The sequence below is a fragment of the Pseudomonas sp. S30 genome, assembly GCF_016518545.1.
In the GTDB taxonomy this organism is placed as follows: Bacteria; Pseudomonadota; Gammaproteobacteria; order Pseudomonadales; family Pseudomonadaceae; genus Aquipseudomonas.
The window spans coordinates 159,009-181,910 of the sequence record NZ_JACVTO010000001.1 but is presented as its reverse complement, the minus strand read 5'-3'; the positions used below and the strand labels follow the sequence as shown (position 1 = coordinate 181,910).

Sequence of the window (22,902 nt, the reverse complement as noted above, 5' to 3'; positions counted from 1 at the left end):
CTGTGCAGCGCAGCAGGCTTCAGGCGCTCGTGCCAGCTCGCGGACAGTGCAGCACCAGCCGCGCGCCGCCCAGCGCGCCACTGCCCACTTCCAGACGGTAGCCGTGCAGATCGACGATCGCCGCGACGATCGACAGGCCCAGGCCGAAGCCCGGATGGCGGTGGCCCTCGTCGCTGCGGTAGAAGCGTTTGAGCACCGCGGTGCGTTCCTGCTCGGGAATGCCCGGCCCACTGTCCTCGATGGCGACCTGCACGCCATCGTCCCTTTCGATGGCCTGGATCGACACCTGACCCCCTTCGGGCGTGAACTTGATGGCATTGCCGACCAGGTTGGCCAGGGCTTCGAACAACAGCTCCCGATCGCCATGCAGCGCCGGCAGTTGCGCCGGTTGCTGCAAGGACAGGCGTATGCCGCCGTCCTCTGCCAGGGGCAGGTAGAAATCGTGCAGTTCCACCAGCAGGTTGTGCGGGTCGAGCTCGACGAAGCCGGCACGCCGTTGCCGGTCCTCCAACTCGCTGATGCGCAGCAGGCCGCGAAAGCGCGCCATGAGCGTGTCGGTCTCGCCGATGGCCTGGTCCAGGGCCAGGGCCTGGGCGCTGTCGCTGCTCTGCTGGCGAATCCTGTACAACTGGGCGCGCAAGCGGGTCAGTGGGGTGCGCAGGTCGTGGGCGATGTTGTCGCACACCCCCTTGACCTCGTGCATCAAGCGCTCGATGCGGTCGAGCATGGCATTGACGATGGCCGCCAGCATGTCCAGCTCGTCGCGTCGCGCCGACAGCGGCAGGCGGTGGGTGAGGTCGCCCGCCACGATCAGCTCGGCACTGGCCTGTACGGCGCGAATGCGTTTGAGCGGCCGGCGGCGCAGCAGGTACCAGCCGGCGAACCCGGGAATCAGTGTCAGGGAGATACCCCACAGCAGCGCATGCAGGATGATGCGCGTGACCACGAACAGCGAACCATTGTCGCGCACCAGCACCAGCCAGCGACCATCGGCCACGCGAATGCCCACAGCATCGCAACTGTCTCGGGGCAGGTGCGGGTCGTCGGCGTCAAGGCAGCGCTTGAGCTCGTGCACCTTGCCGTCCAGGCCCAGTTCGCGGGGCACCGAGCGGATGCGTCCACCCAGCGGATTGAGCTGTGCGTCGAACAGGCCGTAGGCGTCGAAACTGCGTTCTTCGAACGCCTGGCTGGCCACCAGGGCATCGTCCAGCTGCTTGCCGGACATGTGCGCGAACAGGTGCTGGCGCTGCAACATGGAGTGGCGGGTGAGCTTGTTCAGGTAATTGGTGACCTCGAAATACAGCACGCCCATGAGGATGCTGCTCCAGGCCACGAACAGGAAACTGTACAGCGCCAGCAGGCGGCTGGTGGAAGAACTCCAGCCCTTAGACGGGTTCGGCAATGGCATAGCCCGAGCCCCGCACCGTGCGTATCAGAGGGGCCTGGCCGGGCGGATCGATCTTCTTGCGCAGGCGCCCGATGTGCACATCGATCAGGTTGGTGCCGGGATCGAAGTGATAACCCCACACTTCTTCGAAGATCATCATGCGGGTGATGACCTGGCCGGAATGACGCATGAGGTACTCGAGCAGCTTGTATTCGGTGGGCAGCAGATTGAGGCTGCTTTCGCCGCGGCGCGCCTCGTGGCTGATCAGGTCCAGCTCCAGGTCGGCGACCTGCAGGCGGGTCTGGGTCATGGGCACGCTGTTGCGCCGCAGCAGCACCTCGACACGGGCGGCCATTTCGTCGGAGGCGAACGGCTTGGTGAGGTAGTCGTCGCCCCCGGCGCGCAGGCCGCGTACGCGTTCGTCGACGTCCGATAACGCGCTGATCATCAGGATGGGCGTGGCGATTTTCAGGCTGCGCAGGGTGGTGACGATGGTCAGGCCGTCGACCTCCGGCAGCATGCGGTCGACGGTGATCAGGTCGTAACCGCCCGCGATGGCCTTGGCCAGGCCTTCGCGGCCGTTGTCCGCCCAGTCGACGTCCAGGCCGTGGCTGGACAGCTCGGCGACGATTTCCTGGGCGGTGACGGCGTCGTCTTCGATGGTCAGTACGCGGGGCATGCTAATACCTGATCGGCGAATGGGTGAATGGCTCGATTGTGCCAAAGAATAGAAAAGCAGGAATTTAAGAAAAATTCATCTAAATGGACGCGAGGGGTAGGAACAGGGTCCTCGGCAGACGCTCGCCGCCCGGTGCGTCGACGGCTGGCGGCGGATCAGGGTTGAAATGCGGATCGCTTGGCGCGCGAACAGCCACGACGCAAATTGACACTTTTTCCTCCGTATTGATCGCGGGATTTTCACCAATCGACGACATTTGCACGCATACCCTGCCGGCCGTCCCGCCACTTGGCACCCACGCCAGTGGCGTTGGTCACCCAAGGGAGTCTGCGCATGAAGCACTGCATCGATCAATCGAGCCTGAGCCAACGAACCACCACCGCCATCCGGCCTTTGCGCTGGCTACTCGCGGGACTGGCGTCGATCGCTCTGACCCTGTGGGTCTACTACAACTATTGGCCGCGCTCGCCGGCGAACCTCGCCGAGGCAGACAACATGATCAGCACGCAAGTGCTCGACTTCTGGACCAGGGGCGAGATGATCGTGCTGGTGCGCCATGGCGAACGCTGCGACAGTTCCAGCAACCCGTGCCTGGGCCCCAGTGACGGCATCACGGTCGTGGGCAGTTCGGTCTCGAAGGCTGTAGGACAGTGGTTCGCACGCCTGGGCCTCGACAGTACCGACGTGCTCGCCAGCCCCACCACCCGCACGGTGCAGACCGCACAGGCAATGTTCGGCCCTGGGACGAACGCTCAACACTGGCTGCACGATTGCGATCAGACGCTGATCGACCAAGCCATCACTCACAAGAAGGACCAGCGTAACCTGGTCCTGGTGACCCACAGCGGCTGCATCAGCCAGATCGAGACGCTGCACGGCTATCCCCGTGCGCCGAAGAGCGAGTACGCCAGCGCGCTGTTCGTCGCGATCGATGGCGATGGCACAGCCACGCTGCGCGGGTTACTCAATCCCGAGGACTGGCCGAAGCTCCCAGCGCTTCTGGATTGAGCTGCCACGCGCGTGCAGTGTCATGGCGGATGCCATCCGCAGCTGTCTGCTCGCGTGTCTCGTTGGGCGTTGCCCTGCCCATTGTGATGCGGGCGGCGAACGCGCGCCCATCCGTGACAGTGGCGTTCATTCAGACATCGAAGTCAGAAAAACGCCACTCAGAGTCCGAGCAAAAGTCCTCATCATCATCCTCTCTGAAGCACATTCCAACGAGCCCCTCGCCAGTGGCCGGACAGTCTGCCGCGCTGTCTTCCCAGGTGCTTCGGCACAGGCGCCTGCGCTCCCTCTCATGAACCCACGGGCTCGTCCCTCGCCACTAGGTCCGCAGTGATGACTTACCGAATATCCTTGCTGCTGTGCCTCGTTGTCTTGCTGCTGTTCGTGGGCCTTGGCAACCACCAATTGCACAATTCCACCGAACCTCGCGTAGCGGGCATCGCGATGGCGATGCACTTGAGCGACAACTGGGTGACGCCGACGTTGAATGGCGAGCCCTTTCTGGAAAAACCGCCCTTGAGCGTCTGGCTTGGCGCGGCGGCGATCAGGATGTGGGGCGCGTCACCCTTGACGGTGCGCCTGGCCTCGGCGTTCGCGGGTCTGTTCTGCGTCCTGCTGCTGTATGCCCTGCTCAGGCGCAGCGGTCGCCCGGTGGCGATAGCCTGGAGCGCTGCTTTCATCCTGGCGACCTGCGCCAGCTTCTGGGCCAACTCGCGGCAAGTGGGGGAGGACGCGTTGTTGACCCTTGGCGTGACCATGGCGCTACTCGCCTACTTCTGCGCCAGCGATCGTGCTCGCACTCACCAGGCCCACCTGGGCCTGTGGTCACTGTTCACCCTGGGAATCGTGATCGCCACCTTGAGCAAAGGGGTGTTGGGGCTGGCGATGCCGGGTGTGGTGATCTTCGCCTGGCTGACGGTCGAAAGCGTGCAGCGCCGACGCTGGGTCATCGCCCACTGGTTGCGCCCGGCACTGTTCACCCTGCTGGGGCTGATCCCACTGTCGATCTGGCTGTATCTGCTCTACAGGCAGGGCGGTGCCCGGGCGCTGGAAGACGTGCTGTGGAGCAACAGCGTCGGCCGCTTCAGTGGTGCATTCGTCGAAGCAGGTCATCATGAGCCGTTTTACTACTATGCGGCGAAGCTGCCTGAAGCGTTCCTGCCCTGGAACCTGCTGGTCTATCTGGGCCTGTGGCATTTTCGCAAGACGCTGTTGGCCCATCGTCACCTGGCGTTCTTCAGCCTCTGGCTGCTCGCGCAGTTCACTTTGCTGTCCTTGGCGTCGAGCAAGCGCATGGTCTACCTGATGTCGCTGACCCCAGCCGCCGCGGTGATCGCAGCCGAATATGCGTTCGTCCTGAGCGCGCGGTGGCGCGAGCGCAATGCCCGCAGCGGCCAGGTACGGCCGTGGGGGGGGCGGGGCAGGGTGTTGATCATGACCGGGGCGGCGCTGATCACGGTCGGGTATCTGGGGGCTGCCCTGTGGCTGGTGCCGCGAGCCGATCGGCAGCTGTCGTTCCTGCCGCTCACCGACCAGATACACGCCCTTGAACGGCAAGGGCGCCAGGTAGCGTTGTTCCAACCCAGTGAGCGGCTGGCCGGGGCCAGCGTGTTCTACAGCCAGAGCCTGCTCGAAACGCTGACGTCGGACGCGCAGTTGATGGCCTTTCTGAAAAGCGCTGCAACGAATGTCGCGCTCATGGAGCGTGCCTCCGCACCCTTGCCGCCGCTTGCGGTCATCGCCAGATACACCGTTGGAAACCACGCTTACTACTTCGTCGCTGACGCCGCTTCGGCGCTCACGCAGTGACCCAGTACCTGCCTCTGCCGCAGCGTCCACGCGCAGGGGCGGCTGTGGGCATCGGCCACCCAGCGGCAGGGGCCCAGGCATTCGAATCCTCGGTCGGCTAAGCCAACCGAGCCTCCACCATCTTCGCCAGAATGTCCCACAGCTTGTCATCCAGGCTGAAAGCCACGTTGAACCTCATCCACCCCGTGACGCCTGCATCGACCATGAACAACTGCCCAGGCCCCAGCATCACGCCGGCTTCGAGCGCCTCGTCCAGCAGCCCTGCGCTGTCGCTGATACCTGGATGCCTGGCCCAGATATACAGGCCTTCATCCGACTCCACGAACAGCTCGAAGCCCAGCCCGCGCAGCCGTCCGCCCACCACCTGGTGGGCCTCGGCCAGCCGCTGGCGCAGGCGTTTGAGGTGCTTGCGCCAACGTCCATCGATGACTGCCGCGTACACCACCCGTTCCATCACTTGCGAGGTCGTCAGCCCGGAGCGCATCTTCAGTTGCAGCAGCCGCTGCATCAGCGCGGGCTCGGCCATCAGGTAACCGACTCGCACATTGGGTGAGATGCTCTTGGAGTAGCTGCCGACGTAGACCACCTGCCGCAGGTGATCGAGGCTGGCCAGGCACGGCTGCGGGTCGGCGATCATGTCTGCATACAGGTTGTTCTCGACCAGGCGCACGCCGTGCTCCGAGGCCAGTTGCAGCAATCGATGCAGTTGGGCCAGCGGTGTGCGCGAGCAGGTCGGGCTGTGCAGGTGCGGCTGGGTGAAGAATACCGTCGGGCGATGCTCGACGAGCACATGCTGCAGCCGGTCGAGGTCGTACCCGGTCGGGGTGCGTGGCACCCCGACCAGGGTGGCTCCCTGAAAGCGCAGGATGCTCATCAGGTTCGGGTATCCCGGATCGTCGACCAGCACCACATCGCCAGGGCGCACCAGCGTGCGCACGGCCAGATCCAGTGCCTGGCTGGCGCCATGGGTGAGCATCAATTGCCCCGGATTGACCACAATCGACAATTCCTGCTGCAGGTTCTGCGCCGTCAGCGCGCGCAGCTCGGGCAGGCCCATGGGATCGCCGTAGCCGGACAGCTCCAGCGCGCTGCCGGCCACCTGACGCATGCCGCGACGCAGCCCCTCTTCGTACATCCAGTCGTTGGGCAGCCAGCCACAACCGGGCTTGAACGGCAGTTGGCGGGTTTCGAAGATCTGCTGCAGATACCATTCGGAGTTGAACGATGGTCGGCTTGCGTCAGTGCTCGGGGTGTGCGGGGCGAGGCGTTCCCCGGCCGTGCGGCTGACGAAGAAGCCGGCGTTGCCGCGGCTGACCAGCAGCCCCAGGGCCACCAACCTATCGTAGGCCTCGACCACCGTGAAGGTGCTCACCGAGTAGGTCGAGGCGAAGGCACGGATCGACGGCACCTTGGCGCCGGGCTTGAGGGTCTGGTCGTCGATCAGGGCGCGCAGCCCGTCGATGATCTGGTTGACCAGCGGGGTAGGGGCGTCGGGATGTAGTTGCAGCATGGGGGACCTTCAGGGGCAGGGCGGCTGGCGCCTGCGCGGGTGTCGCAGGTGTATTGCATCGGCGGCCTGTACAGTGCAGTACGGATTTCATGCCACTGTGCATGGCTCTCTGTGCCGTACATTTTTACATTAGGTGTCAGATATCGCCAGATGTAGCACGTTCAGTTCGCCCGGGCGGTCACGCCCGGGCGCGTCAGCAGGCCGCCATGGAAGGTCTGCGTGTGTCCTTTCACACCTCCTGCCCGCATTAGCGCTGATGTATAGGTGAGGCCGATAACCATCGGGGTTTCACAGTTTTCCTTGGATAAAAAGAAACACGGGGTACACAACTGATGGACGCAACATCCACAACCACCACCGCGAAAGGCGGGCACGAGAGCAAGCTCAGTGCCTCGCTCAAGTCGCGCCACCTGACGATGATGTCGATCGCCGGGGTGATCGGCGGCGCCTTGTTCGTCGGCTCCGGCAGCGTGATCCACAGCGCCGGTCCCGCCGCGGTACTGGCCTATCTGGCCGGCGGCATCCTGGTGGTGCTGATCATGCGCATGCTTGGCGAGATGGCGACCTCGTCGCCGGACACCGGCTCGTTCTCCACCTACGCCGACCGTGCCATCGGGCGCTGGGCCGGCTTCACCATCGGCTGGCTGTACTGGTGGTACTGGGTCATTCTCATGGCCTGGGAAGCGTATGTCGCGGGCAAGATCCTCCATGGCTTCTTCCCAGATGTCAGCGTCAACGTGTTCGTGCTGGCGACCACCCTGCTGCTGATCACCGTGAACTTCTTCAACGTCAAGCACTATGGCGAGTTCGAGTTCTGGTTCGCCTTGATCAAGGTGGTGGCGATCGTCTGCTTCCTGGTGGTGTGTACCGCTGCGGTGCTGAACATCTGGCAGTTCGGTGAGGTGCGCGGCATCACTCACCTCACCGCTGAAGGCTTCATGCCCAATGGCATCACCACGGTGATCGGCGCCCTGCTCGGGGTGATGTTCGCTTTCCTGGGGGCCGAGATCGTCACCATCGCCGCTTCCGAGGCCAAGGACCCGGCCACCCAGATCGTCAAGGCCACCAACTCGGTGGTGTGGCGGGTGTGCCTGTTCTACGTAGGCTCGATCTTCCTGATCGTCTGCCTGGTGCCGTGGAACGACCCGCACCTGGGCGTCTCCGGCTACGGCGCCTACCGTCGGACCCTGGAGCTGCTGGGCGTACCCTACGCTGAGCTGCTGATGAACTTCGTGGTGCTGACCTCGGTGAGCAGCTGCCTGATTTCCGGCCACTACACGGCCTCGCGCATGCTGTTCTCGCTGTCGCAACGAGGCGATGCGCCCTCGTTCTTCAAGATCACCCGCGCCGGTACCGGTGTGCCGGTGTACGCCATCATGGGATCGTGCGTGGTGGCGATCTTCTGCGCCCTGATCAACTTCAGCGATACCCTGCGGCCCAAGGATGTTCTGGACACCTTGATGAACACCACGGGCATGATCGCGCTGCTGGTCTATCTGGTGATCGCCTGCTCGCAGTTGCGCATGCGTCGCAAGCTGGTGGCCGAAGGTCGCGAAGTGCGCCTGAAGATGTGGCTGTTCCCTTGGCTCACCTACCTGGTGATCGCCTTCATCGTCGCGGCGCTGGTGACCATGGCGTTCATGCCCGATTACCAGATCCTGGTGATTTCCACCGGTATCGCCGCGGCCGTGGTGGTGGCCATGGGCGTGGTGCACCAGGTGCGCAGCGCCAAGCGTCACTGACAGGCGAACGATACGGCGCACTCGGTCTGGGGAGGGGCCGAGCGCGGCCGGGGCGCCGCGCTAGCGGCGTCTGACCACCGTTACCCAGGCGGTGTAGTGCTTCAGCGTAATCGGCAAGGTCGCTTCCAGGCTGTTCAGCGCGTCGACGCTGTCATCCAGCGCCAGGTCGTCGTTGACACGCAATTCAGCTAGATCCTTCGCATCGAACAGCAATAGCCCACGATGGTGCCGATTCAGGCGCTCGAGGACTTCAGCGAGCGGCTCACCGTCGCCGGACAAACGCTCCAGATACCACGCTGCCTGAGTATCGCCGCTGTCGACCAGCACCGGCGGCTGATGGCCAGCCGCGTCGAAGCGCAGCCGCTGATGACGATTCAACGAGAGCTTGCCACCTGCGCCGTCGTATTCCACCCGCCCTTCGAGCACCGTCACCTCGCTGGCGTCGTGCAATCTCTCCACCAGCAACTTGGCGTCCAGCGGACGCAGCGTGGCGTACGGCAGAGTCACGAACAGCGGACGAGTATCGCCCCTGGCCACTTCCAGCAGGATCTGCCCTCTGAGCAGGTCGACCCGGCGCTGTGTGCGGTCGAATGTCAGGCTCACCGCCGATCCGTTGTCCAGGCTGAGCAGGCTGCCATCATCGAGCTGGTGAGTCAGACGGCTCTGGCTGTCGGTGGAGAGGTCTGAGCCGTCGAAACCCTGACCCATCCAGGGCATGGCGAGCAGCACCGATGCGCCTATCAGGGCTAGGATGGCGGCTGGCAGGACGAGGCGGGGGTACGGAAAACGTTTCATGGTCGGCACAAGTGTGGGATATGCGGATGACCATGGCTGTCGTCTGTCGGTTCCAGCCTTCGTCTTTGGGATACGTTTCCTACGCACTGGATCGCTCGCCCGAGTGCACCCGGATGCTGGCGAAACGCCTATGCTTGCAGTTCATCACTCACCGAGGAGGTGGCCATGGCCTGGTCTGCCAGCCAGTACGCCCTGTTTGAAAACGAACGCACCCGCGCGGTTCGCGACCTGCTTGGCGCGGTACCGCCGCGCCCGGTGCGCCATGCCACCGATCTGGGCTGTGGCCCGGGCAACTCCACCGAAGTGCTGCTGCAACAGCATGGCGACGCGCTCGTGGTGGCGCTGGACAGCGACCAGGACATGCTCGACAAGGCCCGCGAGCGGCCACGCCTGAAGGTACGACGGGTGCGCTGCGAATTGGGCGACATCGCGCAGTGGACGGCGCCGGAACCCCAGGACCTGATCCTCGCCAATGCCTCGCTGCAATGGCTGCCGGAGCACCGCGTGCTGTATCCGCACCTGCTGCGTCAGCTCTCGCCTGGGGGCAGCCTGGCCGTGCAGACGCCGGACAACCTCGACGAGCCGGCGCATCGACGCATGCGTGAAATCGCCAGTCAAGGACCGTGGAAGGCCAAGTTCAGCGATTTCTCGCTCCCTGAACGGCACACTGCCGCGTTCTACTACGACCTGCTCAGCCCACTGTGCACCCGGGTGGACGTGTGGCGCACCACCTACCACCACCCGCTGGAGGGCGGTGCGCAGGCGGTCGTGGAATGGTTCAAGGGCTCGGGCTTGCGCCCCTACCTGGCGCGCCTGGACGACGCCGAGCGCGTGGCGTTCCTGCAGCTGTACCTGCAGGCCATGGAGCAGGACTATCCGGCGGCCACTGACGGCAAGGTACTTCTGCCGTTCCCGCGGCTGTTCGTGGTCGCCACTCGTTGAGCGCAGGTACGCAATCAGAGGTCGTCTTTGACCCGCTGCACAAATGCCGCGATGACCTTGCGGCTGAGCTGCTCCTTCAGGCAGACCAGGGTTTCGCTGAACTGGCGCTGGCAGTCGAGGATGGGCAAGGCGCATACCCGCGGATCCGCGCCGAACTCGGCTGCCGACACCACGCCCACGCCAATCCCTGCGACCACCGCCTCGCGTGCCGCCTCGCGGCCTTGGACCTCGATGGCCGCGCGGATGCGCAGGCCTGCCCGATGCATTTCCTCCTCCAGCGTCTGGCGGGTCACCGAACCAGGCTCGCGCAGGACCAGCGCCGTATCGTCCAGATCGCTCAGGCGAACGGCCTGGCGATTCGCCCACGGGTGGCTGCGCCCAACGAATGCCACCATTGGATCGCGGCGCACGAGCAGGCAGGACAGCCGTGAGTCCTCGATGTCCCGCCCGAGCAAGGCCAGATCGGCCTGATGGCTGAACAGGCGTGCCAGGCACTCGTCGGTGTTGCCGGTTTCGAGCTTGACCTGTATGCCGGGGAACCGTTGGCAGAACTGGGCGATGTGCGGCAGAAGGTGCATCGGCGCATCCACCGCCAGTGTCAGGCTGCCAGTATGAAGCGCGCGAGACTCCTCGAGCAGCTCGAGCGCTTCGCCCTCACACGCGAACAGCCGCCGGGTGATGCCCTGCAGGCGCTCACCCAGCTCCGTCAGCCGGACCGTGCGCTTGTTACGGTGAAACAGCTGTACGCCGAAGCGCTCTTCGAGCTTGCGTACCTGATCGGATACCGCAGGCTGCGTCAGACACACCGCCTGGGCAGCCCGCGTGAAGCTGGCGTGCTCGGCCACGGCATGAAACGCCTTGAGTTGGGCTTGAGAAACAGACATGGGGCCTCGGAGCGGTTTGGCTAAAAGCTGAGCTTATGAGTGATATACCATAAATCGATTTTATTTATTCTTCGTCGCCTGTTCCCATACCGGTCGCCTGTCGAGCGAGACGGGCAGTGCCCGGAGGCTTTCGCCTTCCAGTCAACGTCTTTGACGGGTAGTGCAATCGGGCCCACAGATGATCGAAGGAGCAATCGAGCATGAGACCGTTCTGGCTGCAGCAGGCCCTGGATGAACGACCCGAGGCCATATGCCCCCCGTTGCAGGGCGACGCCCGTTGCCAGGTGTGTATCATCGGGGGTGGCTATACCGGCTTGTGGACAGCCCTGATGCTCAAGCGAGCGCGACCTGATCTGGACGTGCTGCTGATCGAGGCCGACCTCTGCGGTGCCGGCGCCAGCGGTCGCAATGGCGGGTGCGCGCTGTCCTGGTCGGCCAAGTATTTCACCTTGCAGCAGTTGTTCGGGGCCGTCGAAGCCTCGCGATTGGTCATCGAGTCCGAGCGCAGCATCGGCGCCATCGGAGCGTTCTGCCAGGCCGAGGGCATCGAGTGCGATTTCCGGCTGGACGGCACCTTGTACACCGCGACCAACACGGCGCAGATCGGTAGCACCGACGCCGTGGTCGCGGCGCTCGAGCAACGCGGGCTGAGCAGCTTCCGGCGCCTGCCTTTGCAGCAGGTGCAGCGTCTGGCGGGGTCGCAGCGCCACCTGGAGGGCTGGTTCTCGCCGATCGCTGCCACGGTGCAACCGGGCAAGCTGGTGCGAGGCCTGCGCCGTGCCGCGCTTGCCAAGGGGGTGCGAATTCACGAGGGAACGCCGATGACGCGCCTTGAACACGGGGCGCCTGCCCAGGTGCACACCGCCGGCGGCAGGGTGCGTGCCGACCGGGTGGTGCTGGGGCTCAACGCCTGGATGGCGCGTCAGTTCCCCGCGTTCGAGCGCAGCGTGGCGATCGTCTCCAGCGACATGGTGATCACCGAGCCGTGCCCGCAGGCCTTGGCCGACATCGGCCTGAGCAGCGGGATCAGCGTGCTCGACTCACGCCTGTTCGTGCATTACTACCGCAACACCCCGGACGGTCGACTGATGCTCGGCAAAGGCGGCAACACCTTCGCCTATGGCGGACGGCTACCTGCGGTGTTCGACCAGCCGTCGCCGTACTGCGACCTGTTGCAGCGCACGCTGGCGCAGTTCTTCCCTACGCTGGCCGAGGTGCCCCTGGCGGCGAGCTGGAACGGTCCCTCGGACCGATCGGTCACCGGCCTGCCTTTCTTCGGTCGCCTGGATGGGCAGGCCAATGTGTTCTATGGATTCGGCTACTCCGGCAGCGGGGTGGGGCCTTGCCACATGGGAGGACAGATCCTCTGCTCACTGGCCTTGGGGCTCGACAATCCCTGGACCCGCTCGCCGCTGGTGCGCGGCCCGCTTGGCCGTTTCCCCCCCGAACCCATCCGCTACCTGGGCTCGCTGCTGGTACGCGATGCCATCCGTCGCAAGGAGCGCGCCGAGGACCGTGGGCTGCGGCCGCTTGCGCTGGATGTACGGCTGGCCCGGTTCGCGGCGGCAGCGGGCAAGGCCGACAAGGGGTGATGATTTCTTGTCGAACCCGCTGGCGAGGGCGTATAAACTCTCCCCACTTTTTGGTCGGTCGCTTCCTGAACCGGCCGCGCAGACAAGAGAGTCGACATGGGCGCACAGTGGAAAGCCAAACATAAAGAAGCCGCAGCCAATGCCAAGGGCAAGATCATGGGCAAGCTGGCCAAGGAAATTCAGATCGCCGCCAAGTCCGGCGCCGACCCGGACATGAATCCACGGCTGCGCCTGGCCGTGGAGCAGGCGAAGAAGGCTTCGATGACCCGTGAGACGCTCGAGCGCGCCATTCGCAAGGGCGCGGGGCTCGACGGTGATACCGTGCAGTACACCGCAGTCACCTACGAAGGGTTCGCGCCGCATCAGGTGCCGTTGATCGTCGAATGTCTCACCGACAACGTCAACCGCACCGTCGCGCAAGTCCGCGTGCTGTTCCGCAAGGGTCAGCTGGGCGCCAGTGGCTCGGTGTCCTGGGACTTCGATCATGTCGGCCTGATCGAAGCCACCGCAACGGGTGACGTCGACCCGGAAGAAGCGGCCATCGAAGCGGGCGCGCAGGATTGCGAGGCGGGTGACGAGGAGGGCTCGACCCTGTTCATCACCGACACCACCGACCTGGATGCGGTGCAGAAGGCGCTGCCCGAGCAGGGCTTCACCGTGACCTCGGCCAAGCTTGGCTACAAACCGAAGAACCCGGTGAGTGCCGCCAGCCTGAGTGCCGAAGCACTGGCCGAAGTCGAGGCATTCCTCGATGCCATCGACGAGAACGATGACGTGCAGAACGTCTACGTCGGCCTGACCGACTGAGCGACGGCCATCGTCCTGCTCGCCCCTCGATGCGGTTCTGGCCGAGGGGCTCACCCTAGGCAAGCTCTGTGATGACACCTGATTTCGCTGCGCTGAGCCTGGCCCACCTGCGCACCCTCGAGTGCCTCCTGCAACTGCGCAACCTCAGTCGCGCCGCCGAACGCCTGGGGTGCAGCCAGTCCACGCTGAGTCGCCAGCTCGCCCATCTGCGCGAAGCGTTCGACGACCCGCTGCTGGTCCGGGTGGGGCGTGGGTACGTGCTCAGCGAGCACGCCCAGACCCTGGTCGAGCCCTTGCGCCAGGTGCTGGCGTCATTGAGCGACCTGCGCCAGCCGCCGGTGTTCGACCCCGCCCGCTGCCAGCGGCGCTTCTGCCTCGCCGCCTCGGACTATGTCGCGCAGTTCATGCTGCCCGAGCTGGTCAGCGTGCTGGCGCGTGAAGCGCCAAATGTCTCGCTGGAGTACCGCACCTGGCAGGCAGGGCAATACCCGCTGCTGGCCAACGGCGAGATCGACCTGGCCACCACGCTGTTCGATGACTCGCCGCCCAACCTTCACGGCCGTTTGCTCGGCGAGGACCAGGCGGTCTGCCTCATGGCCGCCGACCACCCGTTGACCGCCCGCGATGCGCTCGACCAGGCCGACTACCTGGCCTGGCGCCATGTGCAGGTGTCCGGCGGCGGCGACAAGGACAGTTTCATCGACCAGCACCTGCGCTCCCAAGCACTGCAGCGCAACGTGCAATTGCAAGTGCCGTTCTTCAGCGCCATGGTCCGGGTGGTGGGACAGGGTCAGGCGCTGGCCACGGTGCCCGAGCACATTGCCCGGCAACTGAGCCGCCTGCATGGCCTGACCTGGCGACCGCTGGCGTTCATCGCCCACAGCCAGCGCTACTGGGTGGTCTGGCACCAGCGCCAGCACGCCTCGGCCGAACACCGCTGGCTGCGTAACCGAGTGTTCGAGATATGGCGGCAGTCGTCATTCGGCGTCGAAGCGGGTCATGCGCATTCGCCATAACTGCTATGCGCCAGGCAGGGTTATCGCGCCGCGAGGGCTGGCCTAGACTGGGCGAACAATGGCGCATCGGGCGTGTCCCGTCGCCGCCCTTCGCCTTCAGGAGCCTTCCGTGACCCCCGAACAATTTCGCCAGTATGGCCGTCAGCTCATCGACCTGATCGCCGATTATCGCCAGGACGTCGCCCAGCGTCCGGTCATGGCCCAGGTCGAACCAGGCTATCTCAAGGCCCTGTTGCCCGAGCAGGCACCCCTGCAAGGCGAGCCGTTCGAGGCGATTCTAGACGACGTCACCCGTCACGTGATGCCGGGGCTGTCCCATTGGCAGCACCCGGACTTCTATGGCTATTTCCCCTCCAACGGCACACTGTCCTCGGTACTCGGCGACATGCTCAGCACTGGCCTGGGGGTGCTGGGCCTGTCCTGGCAATCCAGCCCGGCGCTGAGCGAACTGGAGGAGGTGACGCTGGACTGGCTGCGCCAGTCGCTGGGGCTGTCGAGTCAGTGGAGCGGGGTGATCCAGGACACCGCATCGACCAGTACCCTGGTGGCGCTGATCAGCGCCCGCGAGCGCAGCAGCGACTACGCGCTGGCCCGCGGCGGCCTGCAAGGCCAGTCCAGGCCGCTGGTGGTGTATGTCAGCGCCCAGGCTCACAGCTCGGTGGACAAGGCAGCCCTGCTGGCCGGCTTCGGTCGTGACAATATCCGGCAGATTCCCACCGACGAGGATTTCGCCCTGCGCCCCGAAGCGCTGCGGGCAGCCATCGAACAGGACCTGGCCGAGGGCCGGCAGCCCTGCGCCGTGGTCGCCACCACCGGCACCACCGCCACCACGGCGCTGGACCCCCTGCGCGCGATCGGCGAGATCACCCAGGCCGCCGGGCTCTGGCTGCATGTGGATTCGGCCATGGCCGGCTCGGCGATGATCCTGCCCGAATGCCGCTGGATGTGGGAGGGGATCGAGCTGGCCGACTCCTTGGTAGTCAACGCCCACAAGTGGCTGGGCGTGGCCTTCGACTGCTCGCTGTACTACGTGCGCGACACTCAGCACCTGATCCGGGTGATGAGCACCAACCCCAGCTACTTGCAGTCGTCGGTCGATGGTGAGGTCAAGAACCTGCGCGATTGGGGCATCCCATTGGGGCGGCGGTTCCGCGCTCTGAAGCTGTGGTTCATGTTGCGCAGCGAAGGGCTCGAAGCGCTCCAGCAGCGTTTGCGACGCGACCTGGACAACGCCCGCTGGCTGGCCGCGCAGGTGCAGGCGACCCCCGACTGGGAGGTCCTGGCGCCCGTGCAGTTGCAGACCCTGTGCCTGCGCCATCGACCGTCCGCACTGGACGCCGACGCCCTGGACGCCCACACCCGTGCCTGGGCCGAGCGTCTCAACGCCTCAGGCAAAGCCTATGTCACGCCCGCCACCCTCCAGGGGCGCTGGATGGTACGGGTGTCGATCGGGGCATTGCCGACCCAGCGCGCCGATGTCGAACGCCTGTGGGCGAACCTGCAAGCGGCGGTCCGTGGCTGACCCGACGGAGGCTCGGTAGCCTCCGTCGTCGCCTCCCCGTGGCGGTCAGGAGCGCACCACCTCGAAGCTGGTGCGGCGGCTGGCCTCGTAGGCCTCTTTCTCCAGCGGCGCGGCGTGCGGGTTGCCCAGGTCGTCCATCGCCAGGCGATAGGTTTCCGGGGCCAGATACGCCGCCAGTGCGCAGACGCAGGTGATGACGAACGCCAGTGCCCCGACCACCAGCCAGATGTGCGTCGAGCCCGGTGGGGCGACGGCGGCGAACAGCGCTGGCAGCATGGCGGTGAGCATGGTGCCGATGTTCTGCGCGATGGCCATGGCCGACACCCGGTAGCGGGTCTGGAACAGCTCCGGGTAGAAGCTTGGGAACACGGCGTTGTAGCCCTGGTAGACCAACCCCCACATCAGGATCGAGCCGGCGAACGCCAGCGGTACGTTCTGGATACTGATGGCGTAGAGGTAGACGAAGGCCAGCAGACCGGAACCCAGGCAGCCGGCGATCATGGTCGGGCGCCGCCCGATGCGGTCGGAGAGGTTGCCCACGAACGGAATCACCAGTACCGCCACCACGTTGCCGACCACCGGAATCCACAGGTACACGCTCTTGTCGAAGCCAATACCGTAGGCTGGCTGCACGGCGTAGGCGGCGCCGAAGATGGTCGCCACCACCGGGATCACGTTCATCAGCGCCATGAACATCACCAGCACCATGTGTTTCCAGCTATGGCGGAAGGCTTCGCCAATGGGCGATTTGGCGACCTTGGCCTGGCGCTCTTCCTGGACGAACGCCGGCGTCTCGTGCACTTCCCGGCGAATGATGAAGCCGGCGATCAGCACCACCGCGCTCATCAGGAACGGAATGCGCCAGCCCCACTCGTTGAACGCTTCGCTGGGCATGAAGTAGGCCAGGGGCAGGAACACGGCCGCGGCCATCACTTGCCCGGCCTGCACGCCCTGCAAGGTGTAGCTGGCGTAGTAGCCACGGCGACCGAACGGCGCGTGCTCCATGATCATCGAGCTGGCCCCGGAGATCTCCCCGGCTACGGCAAAGCCTTGCACGAGGCGCAACACCACAAGCAAGGCCGGCGCCAGGAAGCCGATGTCGTGATAGGTCGGGAGCAGGCCTACCGCCATGGTCGACAGCCCCATCAGGAACATGCACAGCAACAGTACGTTCTTGCGCCCACGGGTATCACCCCAATGGCCGAGCACGAAGGCGCCCACAGGGCGCGCGAGGTAGCCGACGCCATAGGTGGCCAGGGACGCGATGATGGCCATTTTCGGGTCGGTGGAGGGGAAGAAGATCTGCGGGAAGATCAACGCCGCCGCCTGGGCGTAGATGAAGAAATCATAGTATTCGAGTGCAGAACCGATCCAGCCACTGGCAGTGGCTTTCTTGGCCTGGGAAGAGTGGGCCATGGTGTCTCCGTTGTTCTTGTCTGTTGTCGGAAGGCAGTCGCCCTCGGGCAGGCATGGGCCCGGATGGCAGCGACGAGGGCATGGTTGTCCAGAGTTTCGCAGCGAATCAATTGACGGCAGCGTGTTCCGTTCGATTACCGAACGCAAACTAACCATTTCGTACAAACAGCGTTGCCGAGGCGACTTTACCTGCCAATAATCGAGTGCGCCATCGTCCATAACAAGCAGGCTTTCGAGATAGACGAACGCGTGCCTGTACAAACAAGAAGGACTTACCATGCAGCGCTCCATTGCCACCGTGTCGCTGAGCGGCACCCTTGCCGAGAAGCTCGAGGCCATCGCTGCCGCAGGCTTCGACGGTGTCGAGATCTTCGAGAACGACCTGCTTCACTATCCCGGCTCGCCTCGGGAGATCCGCCAGATGTGCGCCGACCTGGGGATCGCCATCACGCTGTTTCAGCCTTTTCGCGATTTCGAAGGGTGTCGACGGGATCGCCTGGGTCGCAACCTGGACCGGGCATCACGCAAGTTCGACCTGATGCAGGAGCTGGGCACGGATCTGGTGCTGGTGTGCAGCAACGTCCAGCCCGATGCGCTGGGTGACGAGCAGGGGCTGGTGGACGACCTGCGCCTGCTGGCCGAGCAGGCGGGCGCACGCGGTTTGCGCATCGGCTACGAGGCGTTGGCCTGGGGCAGGCATGTCAGCACCTGGCAGCAGGTCTGGAACCTGGTGCGTCAGGCCGATCATCCCGCCCTCGGCATGATCCTGGACAGCTTCCACACCCTCTCGCTCAAGGGTGATCCGCAAGGCATCCGTGACGTTCCGGCAGACAAGATCTTCTTCGTCCAGATGGCCGACGCGCCTATCCTGGCCATGGACGTGCTGGAGTGGAGCCGGCATTTCCGCTGCTTCCCGGGCCAGGGCGAGTTGGACCTGGCAGGCTTTCTCGAGCCGATCATCGCCACGGGCTACAGGGGCCCACTGTCGCTGGAGATCTTCAACGACGGCTTCCGTGCCGCGCCGCCTCGGCAGAATGCTGCCGACGGCTTGCGCTCGCTGCTGTACCTGGAGGAGAAGACCCGCCTTCTGCTGGCCGAGCAAGGGCAGTCCGTCGAGCCAGGTGCGTTGTTCGCGCCACCGCCAGCCAGCCGCTACGACGGCATCGAGTTTCTCGAATTCGCTGTGGACGAGGCGGTGGGCGCGCGCCTTGGCCAGTGGCTCAAGCGGCTGGGTTTCGTCGAGGCAGGCCAGCACCGCAGCAAGGCGGTGAAGCTGATGCGTCAGGGCGATATCAACCTGGTGCTCAATGCCGAACCCTACTCGTTCGCGCACAATTTCTACGAGGCTCACGGGCCGTCGCTGTGCGCAGCAGCGCTGCGCGTGGACGACGCCAAGGCGGCGCTGCAGCGGGCAGTCGCCTACGGCGGCCAACCGTTTCGCGGTCTGATCGGTCCCAACGAGCGCGAGCTGGCGGCGGTGCGCGCCCCGGATGGCAGCTTGATCTATCTGGTCGAGTCGGCCGTGGCCGGGCAGCGCATCTATGACAGCGACTTCAGCCTGGCCGACCCAGCTCACGTCGCTGACGGCCTGCAGCGCATCGATCACATGGCGCTGGCGTTGCCCGCCGATGCCCTGGACAACTGGGTACTGTTCTACAAGAGCCTGTTCGATTTCACCGCCGATGACGAAGTGGTGCTGCCCGACCCCTACGGCCTGGTCAAGAGCCGTGCCTTGCGCAGCGCCTGTGGCACCTTGAGGCTGCCGCTGAACATCTCGGAGAACCGCAACACCGCCATCGCTCACGCCCTGTCCAGTTATCGGGGTTCCGGGGTGCACCACATCGCCTTCGAGTGCGCGGACATCTTCGCCCAGGTCGCTCTGGCCAAGAACGCCGGCGTGCCGCTGCTCGAGATTCCGCTGAACTACTACGACGACCTGGCGGCGCGGTTCGACTTCGACGATGAGTTTCTCAGCGAACTGGCTTACTACAACGTGCTGTACGACCGTGACGCTCAGGGCGGTGAGCTGTTCCACGTGTACACCGAGCCGTTCGAGGGACGCTTCTTCTTCGAGATCATCCAGCGCAAGGGAGGATACGCCGGGTACGGTGCAGCGAACGTGGCAGTGCGCCTGGCGGCGCTGGCCAAGGTCCGTGGTAAATCAGGGAACTAGCCGACGGCCTCGACGGGTGCTCATGGCGCCCGCCGGGCCCTGGGTCCGACGGGTCAGAACCAGCGGTCGTTGCGCTTGCGGCCGCGGGTCAAGGCCGGCAGGATCAGGCCTACCAGCAGGCCGGCGCCGGCGATGCTGCCCCCGTACACCATGTAGCGCATCATCACCTGTTTGTTCTCGTCGCCCAGGCGCGCCTGGGTGTCGCGCAGGGTGGACTGCGACTGCTCCAGTTGCTCGCTGAGGTCCTTGGTGCGCCCCTCCAGCTCGTCGATCAGCTTCTTTCGTGAGTCCAGGGTTTCCTGCATGCCCTGCACGCGAGTCTTCCAGCTGTCGTCGATGGTCTTGAGCTGACCGGAGAGTTCCGCCACCTGGGCGTCGAGCTGCGGCAGCCGTTCGTTCTGGCCGGGCACCGATTGCAGGTCGCTGGTGAGTATCCACACCAGATCGCCACTCTGTCCACGGACCTGGCTGTAGTTACCCTGGCTGCTGACCAGTGTCACCTTCTGGCCGGACTTGAGCGTGCCGACGATCCGATGGCCGTCGGTAGGGCCGCTGCGCACATAGGTGCTGAGGCTGTCGCTTACCCACCGCGCCTCGCTGCCGGCTTCCTCGGCATCGGCGATGGGGGACGCGGCCAGCAACGAGGCGAACAGCACGGGGAGGGCGAGGGTGGCGCGGCGGAATTCGGGCATGATGATCTTCGCTGAAGCAGTAACGAATGAAAGCCCGGTGACTGGGCCATGAAGCGGTCGGCGAATTGACCGTCAGCCAAAGACCTTTTTTTTGTGGGCTGGTTCACTGCTGGGGGCGGGAAAATTCGGCTGAATGTTGCAGTCGGCAGCCGTGCCGGACTAGGCCCATTGGCAGTGAACCGCAACGGCGGGCGCCGCTGCGGTCATGCAGGCAAGCAGCTTCGACGTCAGCTCACGACCTGATAGCAGGGCACGTAGGCGGCGCCGCCAGGCAGTTTCATCCGGTGCTGGTCGACGAATGCCTGCAGCAGCTTGCCCAGCGGGTCGAGAATCGCCCGATCGCCGCGGATCTGATAAGGCCCGTGTTCCTCGATCAGGCGGATGCCCTTGTCCTTGACGTTGCCGGCGACGATGCCCGAGAACGCCCGACGCAGGTTGGCGGCCAGCTCATGGGGTGGCAGGTCGTGACGCAGCGCCAGGTTGGCCATGTTCTCGTGAGTCGGGTCGAACGGGTGCTGGAAGCCGCCGTCGATCTTCAGCAGCCAGTTGAAATGGAACGCGTCGTTGCGCTCGCGGCGGAACTGCTTGACCGCCTTGAGCCCTTCGACCATATGGCGTGCCACTTCTGCCGGGTCGTCGATGATGATCTGGTAGTGCGCCTGCGCGGCCTCGCCCAGCGTGGCGCCGACGAAGGCATGCAGCTGCTGGAGGAAGGGTTCGGCGCTGCGCGGACCGGTGAGGATGACCGGGAAGGGCAGCTCGCGGTTGTCCGGGTGCATGAGGATGCCCAGCAGATAGAGGAACTCCTCTGCCGTACCGGCGCCCCCAGGGAAGATGATGATGCCGTGACCCACCCGAACGAAGGCTTCCAGGCGCTTCTCGATGTCCGGAAGAATCACCAGCTCGTTGACGATGGGATTCGGCGCTTCGGCGGCGATGATGCCGGGCTCGGTCAGCCCCAGGTAGCGGCTGCCCGCCATGCGTTGCTTGGCGTGGGCGATGGTGGCGCCCTTCATGGGGCCTTTCATCACACCCGGCCCGCAGCCGGTGCAGATATCCAGCTTGCGCAACCCCAGCTCGTGGCCGACCTTCTTGGTGTACTGGTACTCCTCGGTACTGATCGAGTGACCGCCCCAGCACACCACCATCTTCGGCTCGACACCCGGACGCAGGGTGCGCGCGTTACGCAGCAGGTGGAACACATAGTCGGTGATGCCCTGTGAGCTCTCCAGATCGATGCGCTGGCTGGCCAGTTCGCTCTCGGTGTAGACGATGTCGCGCAAGGCGCTGAACAGCATCTCCCGGGTGCTGGCGATCATTTCGCCGTCGACGAAGGCGTCGGCCGGGGCATTCAACAGTTCCAGGCGCACGCCACGGTCCTGCTGGTGGATGCGTACCTCGAAGTCCTGATAGGCCTCGAGGATGGTCTTGGCGTTGTCGACATGCGCGCCGGTATTGAGGATGGCCAGGGCGCACTGGCGGAAGAGGGTGTAGAGGCTGCCGGTACCGGCCTGGCTCAATTGCTGGACTTCACGTTGCGAAAGCGTCTCCAGGCTGCCCTTGGGGCTGACGGAGGCGTCGATGACATTGCGGTGGGGCATCAAAGTCTTTCCTGTGCGGGTCTAACATCCTTCTTTGACACCACCATACCGACAATTGCGGCGTGCAACGAGGGGGGCAGCGAAGATTGGCTGGCCGGGGGATGTGTGCGTTCTCAGTGAACCGGTCGAGCACGGCCCTTGAGGCGCTCGAAACAATCGGGGTCCGACCACTGCGCGACGATCGCTGGTGCGAATTCCACCAGGCTCAGATCGATCAGGCCCATGCGCGGGTTGTCCACGTCCTCGCGAAAGCACTGGGCATAGCCAGTGTCGGTTTCGTGCACGATGACCGAGTACAGGCGCACGTCGGCCTCGCCATTGTGCATCGGGGTCGATTCGAGCACAGCGTCCACCAGTGCGAAGATCAATCGGCAGAACTGCTCGGCACTGGGTGAGACCGGAATCATGACCCAGCGCTCGGAATGGCGGCGCATCGATGCCAGGTAGTCGGCATCGTCTTCACGCCACAGGGCCACGCTATGGTCGAACGCATCGATCATGTCGCGGACTTCGGCCTTGAGCAATCCGAAGTCGTAGATCATCTGGCCGTTGTCCAGGGCGTCGGCATGCAATAGCAGCTCGACCTTGTAGGAATGCCCGTGCAGCGAGTGGGAGCAGCGGCGGGTACTGCACCCGCGGACAATATGGGCGTTCTCGAACTTGAACAGCTTACGGATCAACATGCCCGCCTCGACTCAGGCTTCGATGGACGAATGATGACCCGTGATCAGCCACTGCCCGTCGATCCGCTCGAAGGTGAACAGAAAACGCGCCGGCACTACCCGTGGCTCGCCCCCTTCGCGATACACGAAGGTGTACAGCCCGCCGACCACCACGGTGCCGAGCTTGCGGCTGACACGTTTCTTGAAGACCTGGATGTCGCAGACCAATCCGTCGTTGGCCAGGAAGTTCTGGAAGTAACTGCGTCGGCTATCCTGGCAGTCGCGGACCTGATTGGAAAGGGTCGGTACCAGGATGGCATCCTCGGCGTACAGGGCAAGGACTTGATCCACATCGTGCGTGGCCACGGTAGCGGCCCAACGATACAGGGCAGCCTTGGCGCCCGCCAGGCAACCCAGTTCGGTATCGGCGTAGTCTTGGGCGGTGATCGGAGCGAGAGCGGTTGAAGTCATGATCGGATCTCTTCATGCGAAAGTGCTTCAGGGCATGCAGCGGAAAACACCACATATAGAATGTTATAACATAACATATATGATCAGGGGTTCTCGGTCCGCACAGCGCCCATCGGCTTGAACCCTCGGCGCCACCGTCAAGGGCCGGCCGGCGGTGACGCTCGCGCTCGACCGCCACCCCGAGCGTTGCCCGCACC

19 protein-coding genes are annotated in these 22,902 nt (G+C 64.7%); 9 read left to right on the top strand and 10 right to left on the bottom strand.

From position 1 onward, the window contains the following. Positions 1 to 19: 19 nt before the first annotated feature. Together IAE34_RS00835 and IAE34_RS00830 are read right to left on the bottom strand one after the other, a co-directional pair. A complete protein-coding gene (locus IAE34_RS00835; RefSeq protein ID WP_200136967.1) occupies positions 20 to 1,408 on the bottom strand; it encodes a sensor histidine kinase in 1,389 nt (462 codons plus the stop codon). Next, positions 1,386 to 2,066, bottom strand: a complete 681-nt coding sequence (locus tag IAE34_RS00830) for a response regulator transcription factor (RefSeq protein WP_200136966.1) — start codon at positions 2,064 to 2,066, stop codon at positions 1,386 to 1,388. The genes IAE34_RS00835 and IAE34_RS00830 overlap by 23 nt, the downstream gene beginning before the upstream one ends. A gap of 333 nt (positions 2,067 to 2,399) precedes the next feature. Here IAE34_RS00830 and IAE34_RS00825 point away from each other — a divergent pair, with 333 nt between their 5' ends. Together IAE34_RS00825 and IAE34_RS00820 are read left to right on the top strand one after the other, a co-directional pair. After that, complete coding sequence (locus IAE34_RS00825; protein WP_200136965.1) at positions 2,400 to 3,074, top strand: histidine phosphatase family protein; 675 nt, start codon at positions 2,400 to 2,402, stop codon at positions 3,072 to 3,074. A 330-nt stretch (positions 3,075 to 3,404) separates the two neighbouring features. Then, entirely contained in the window at positions 3,405 to 4,880 is a 1,476-nt protein-coding gene (locus IAE34_RS00820; RefSeq protein WP_200136964.1) for an ArnT family glycosyltransferase, read from the top strand. A gap of 97 nt (positions 4,881 to 4,977) precedes the next feature. Here the strand turns inward: IAE34_RS00820 and IAE34_RS00815 are convergent, their stop codons facing one another. After that, positions 4,978 to 6,390, bottom strand: a complete 1,413-nt coding sequence (locus IAE34_RS00815) for an aminotransferase-like domain-containing protein (protein WP_200136963.1) — start codon at positions 6,388 to 6,390, stop codon at positions 4,978 to 4,980. Positions 6,391 to 6,722: 332 nt separating this feature from the next. Here IAE34_RS00815 and IAE34_RS00810 point away from each other — a divergent pair, with 332 nt between their 5' ends. After that, on the top strand, positions 6,723 to 8,132 hold the full coding sequence (locus IAE34_RS00810) for an amino acid permease (RefSeq protein ID WP_200136962.1): 1,410 nt from the start codon (positions 6,723 to 6,725) through the stop codon (positions 8,130 to 8,132). A gap of 60 nt (positions 8,133 to 8,192) precedes the next feature. Here IAE34_RS00810 and IAE34_RS00805 read toward each other — a convergent pair whose 3' ends face one another. After that, on the bottom strand, positions 8,193 to 8,927 hold the full coding sequence (locus tag IAE34_RS00805; RefSeq protein WP_200136961.1) for a FecR family protein: 735 nt from the start codon (positions 8,925 to 8,927) through the stop codon (positions 8,193 to 8,195). A gap of 165 nt (positions 8,928 to 9,092) precedes the next feature. Between IAE34_RS00805 and tam the strand changes: the two genes are divergently transcribed. Then, positions 9,093 to 9,869: a trans-aconitate 2-methyltransferase gene (tam, locus tag IAE34_RS00800; protein WP_200136960.1), complete on the top strand. Its 777-nt coding sequence runs from the start codon at positions 9,093 to 9,095 to the stop codon at positions 9,867 to 9,869. Between the two features lie 14 nt (positions 9,870 to 9,883). Here the strand turns inward: tam and IAE34_RS00795 are convergent, their stop codons facing one another. Next, on the bottom strand, positions 9,884 to 10,753 hold the full coding sequence (locus IAE34_RS00795) for a LysR substrate-binding domain-containing protein (protein WP_200136959.1): 870 nt from the start codon (positions 10,751 to 10,753) through the stop codon (positions 9,884 to 9,886). A 200-nt stretch (positions 10,754 to 10,953) separates the two neighbouring features. On the opposite strand from IAE34_RS00795, the gene IAE34_RS00790 reads away from it, so the two are divergent. From IAE34_RS00790 to IAE34_RS00775, 4 genes are all read left to right on the top strand, one after another. Further along, on the top strand, positions 10,954 to 12,345 hold the full coding sequence (locus IAE34_RS00790) for an FAD-dependent oxidoreductase (RefSeq protein WP_200136958.1): 1,392 nt from the start codon (positions 10,954 to 10,956) through the stop codon (positions 12,343 to 12,345). Positions 12,346 to 12,441: 96 nt separating this feature from the next. Next, positions 12,442 to 13,152, top strand: coding sequence for a YebC/PmpR family DNA-binding transcriptional regulator (locus IAE34_RS00785; RefSeq protein ID WP_200136957.1), 711 nt, complete (start codon positions 12,442 to 12,444; stop codon positions 13,150 to 13,152). Between the two features lie 71 nt (positions 13,153 to 13,223). After that, a complete protein-coding gene (locus tag IAE34_RS00780; RefSeq protein WP_200136956.1) occupies positions 13,224 to 14,168 on the top strand; it encodes a LysR family transcriptional regulator in 945 nt (314 codons plus the stop codon). A gap of 109 nt (positions 14,169 to 14,277) precedes the next feature. Beyond that, on the top strand, positions 14,278 to 15,690 hold the full coding sequence (locus IAE34_RS00775) for a DOPA decarboxylase (protein ID WP_200136955.1): 1,413 nt from the start codon (positions 14,278 to 14,280) through the stop codon (positions 15,688 to 15,690). A 45-nt stretch (positions 15,691 to 15,735) separates the two neighbouring features. On the opposite strand, the gene IAE34_RS00770 is transcribed toward IAE34_RS00775, so the two are convergent. Further along, complete coding sequence (locus IAE34_RS00770; RefSeq protein ID WP_200136954.1) at positions 15,736 to 17,106, bottom strand: MFS transporter; 1,371 nt, start codon at positions 17,104 to 17,106, stop codon at positions 15,736 to 15,738. A gap of 277 nt (positions 17,107 to 17,383) precedes the next feature. Here IAE34_RS00770 and quiC point away from each other — a divergent pair, with 277 nt between their 5' ends. Next, positions 17,384 to 19,279 carry a 3-dehydroshikimate dehydratase QuiC gene (quiC, locus tag IAE34_RS00765; protein WP_200136953.1) on the top strand — a complete coding sequence of 632 codons (1,896 nt, stop codon included), beginning with the start codon at positions 17,384 to 17,386 and terminating at the stop codon, positions 19,277 to 19,279. Positions 19,280 to 19,332: 53 nt separating this feature from the next. Here quiC and IAE34_RS00760 read toward each other — a convergent pair whose 3' ends face one another. From IAE34_RS00760 to IAE34_RS00745, 4 genes are all read right to left on the bottom strand, one after another. Next, the gene (locus IAE34_RS00760; protein ID WP_200136952.1) at positions 19,333 to 19,971 is read right to left on the bottom strand and encodes a TIGR04211 family SH3 domain-containing protein; all 639 of its coding nucleotides are present in this window, start codon (positions 19,969 to 19,971) and stop codon (positions 19,333 to 19,335) included. A gap of 227 nt (positions 19,972 to 20,198) precedes the next feature. Further along, a complete protein-coding gene (ppnN, locus tag IAE34_RS00755; protein ID WP_200136951.1) occupies positions 20,199 to 21,572 on the bottom strand; it encodes a nucleotide 5'-monophosphate nucleosidase PpnN in 1,374 nt (457 codons plus the stop codon). 113 nt (positions 21,573 to 21,685) lie between these two features. Continuing rightward, on the bottom strand, positions 21,686 to 22,255 hold the full coding sequence (locus tag IAE34_RS00750) for a 6-pyruvoyl trahydropterin synthase family protein (RefSeq protein ID WP_200136950.1): 570 nt from the start codon (positions 22,253 to 22,255) through the stop codon (positions 21,686 to 21,688). A 12-nt stretch (positions 22,256 to 22,267) separates the two neighbouring features. After that, on the bottom strand, positions 22,268 to 22,705 hold the full coding sequence (locus IAE34_RS00745) for a DUF4440 domain-containing protein (RefSeq protein WP_200136949.1): 438 nt from the start codon (positions 22,703 to 22,705) through the stop codon (positions 22,268 to 22,270). Positions 22,706 to 22,902: the final 197 nt, after the last annotated feature.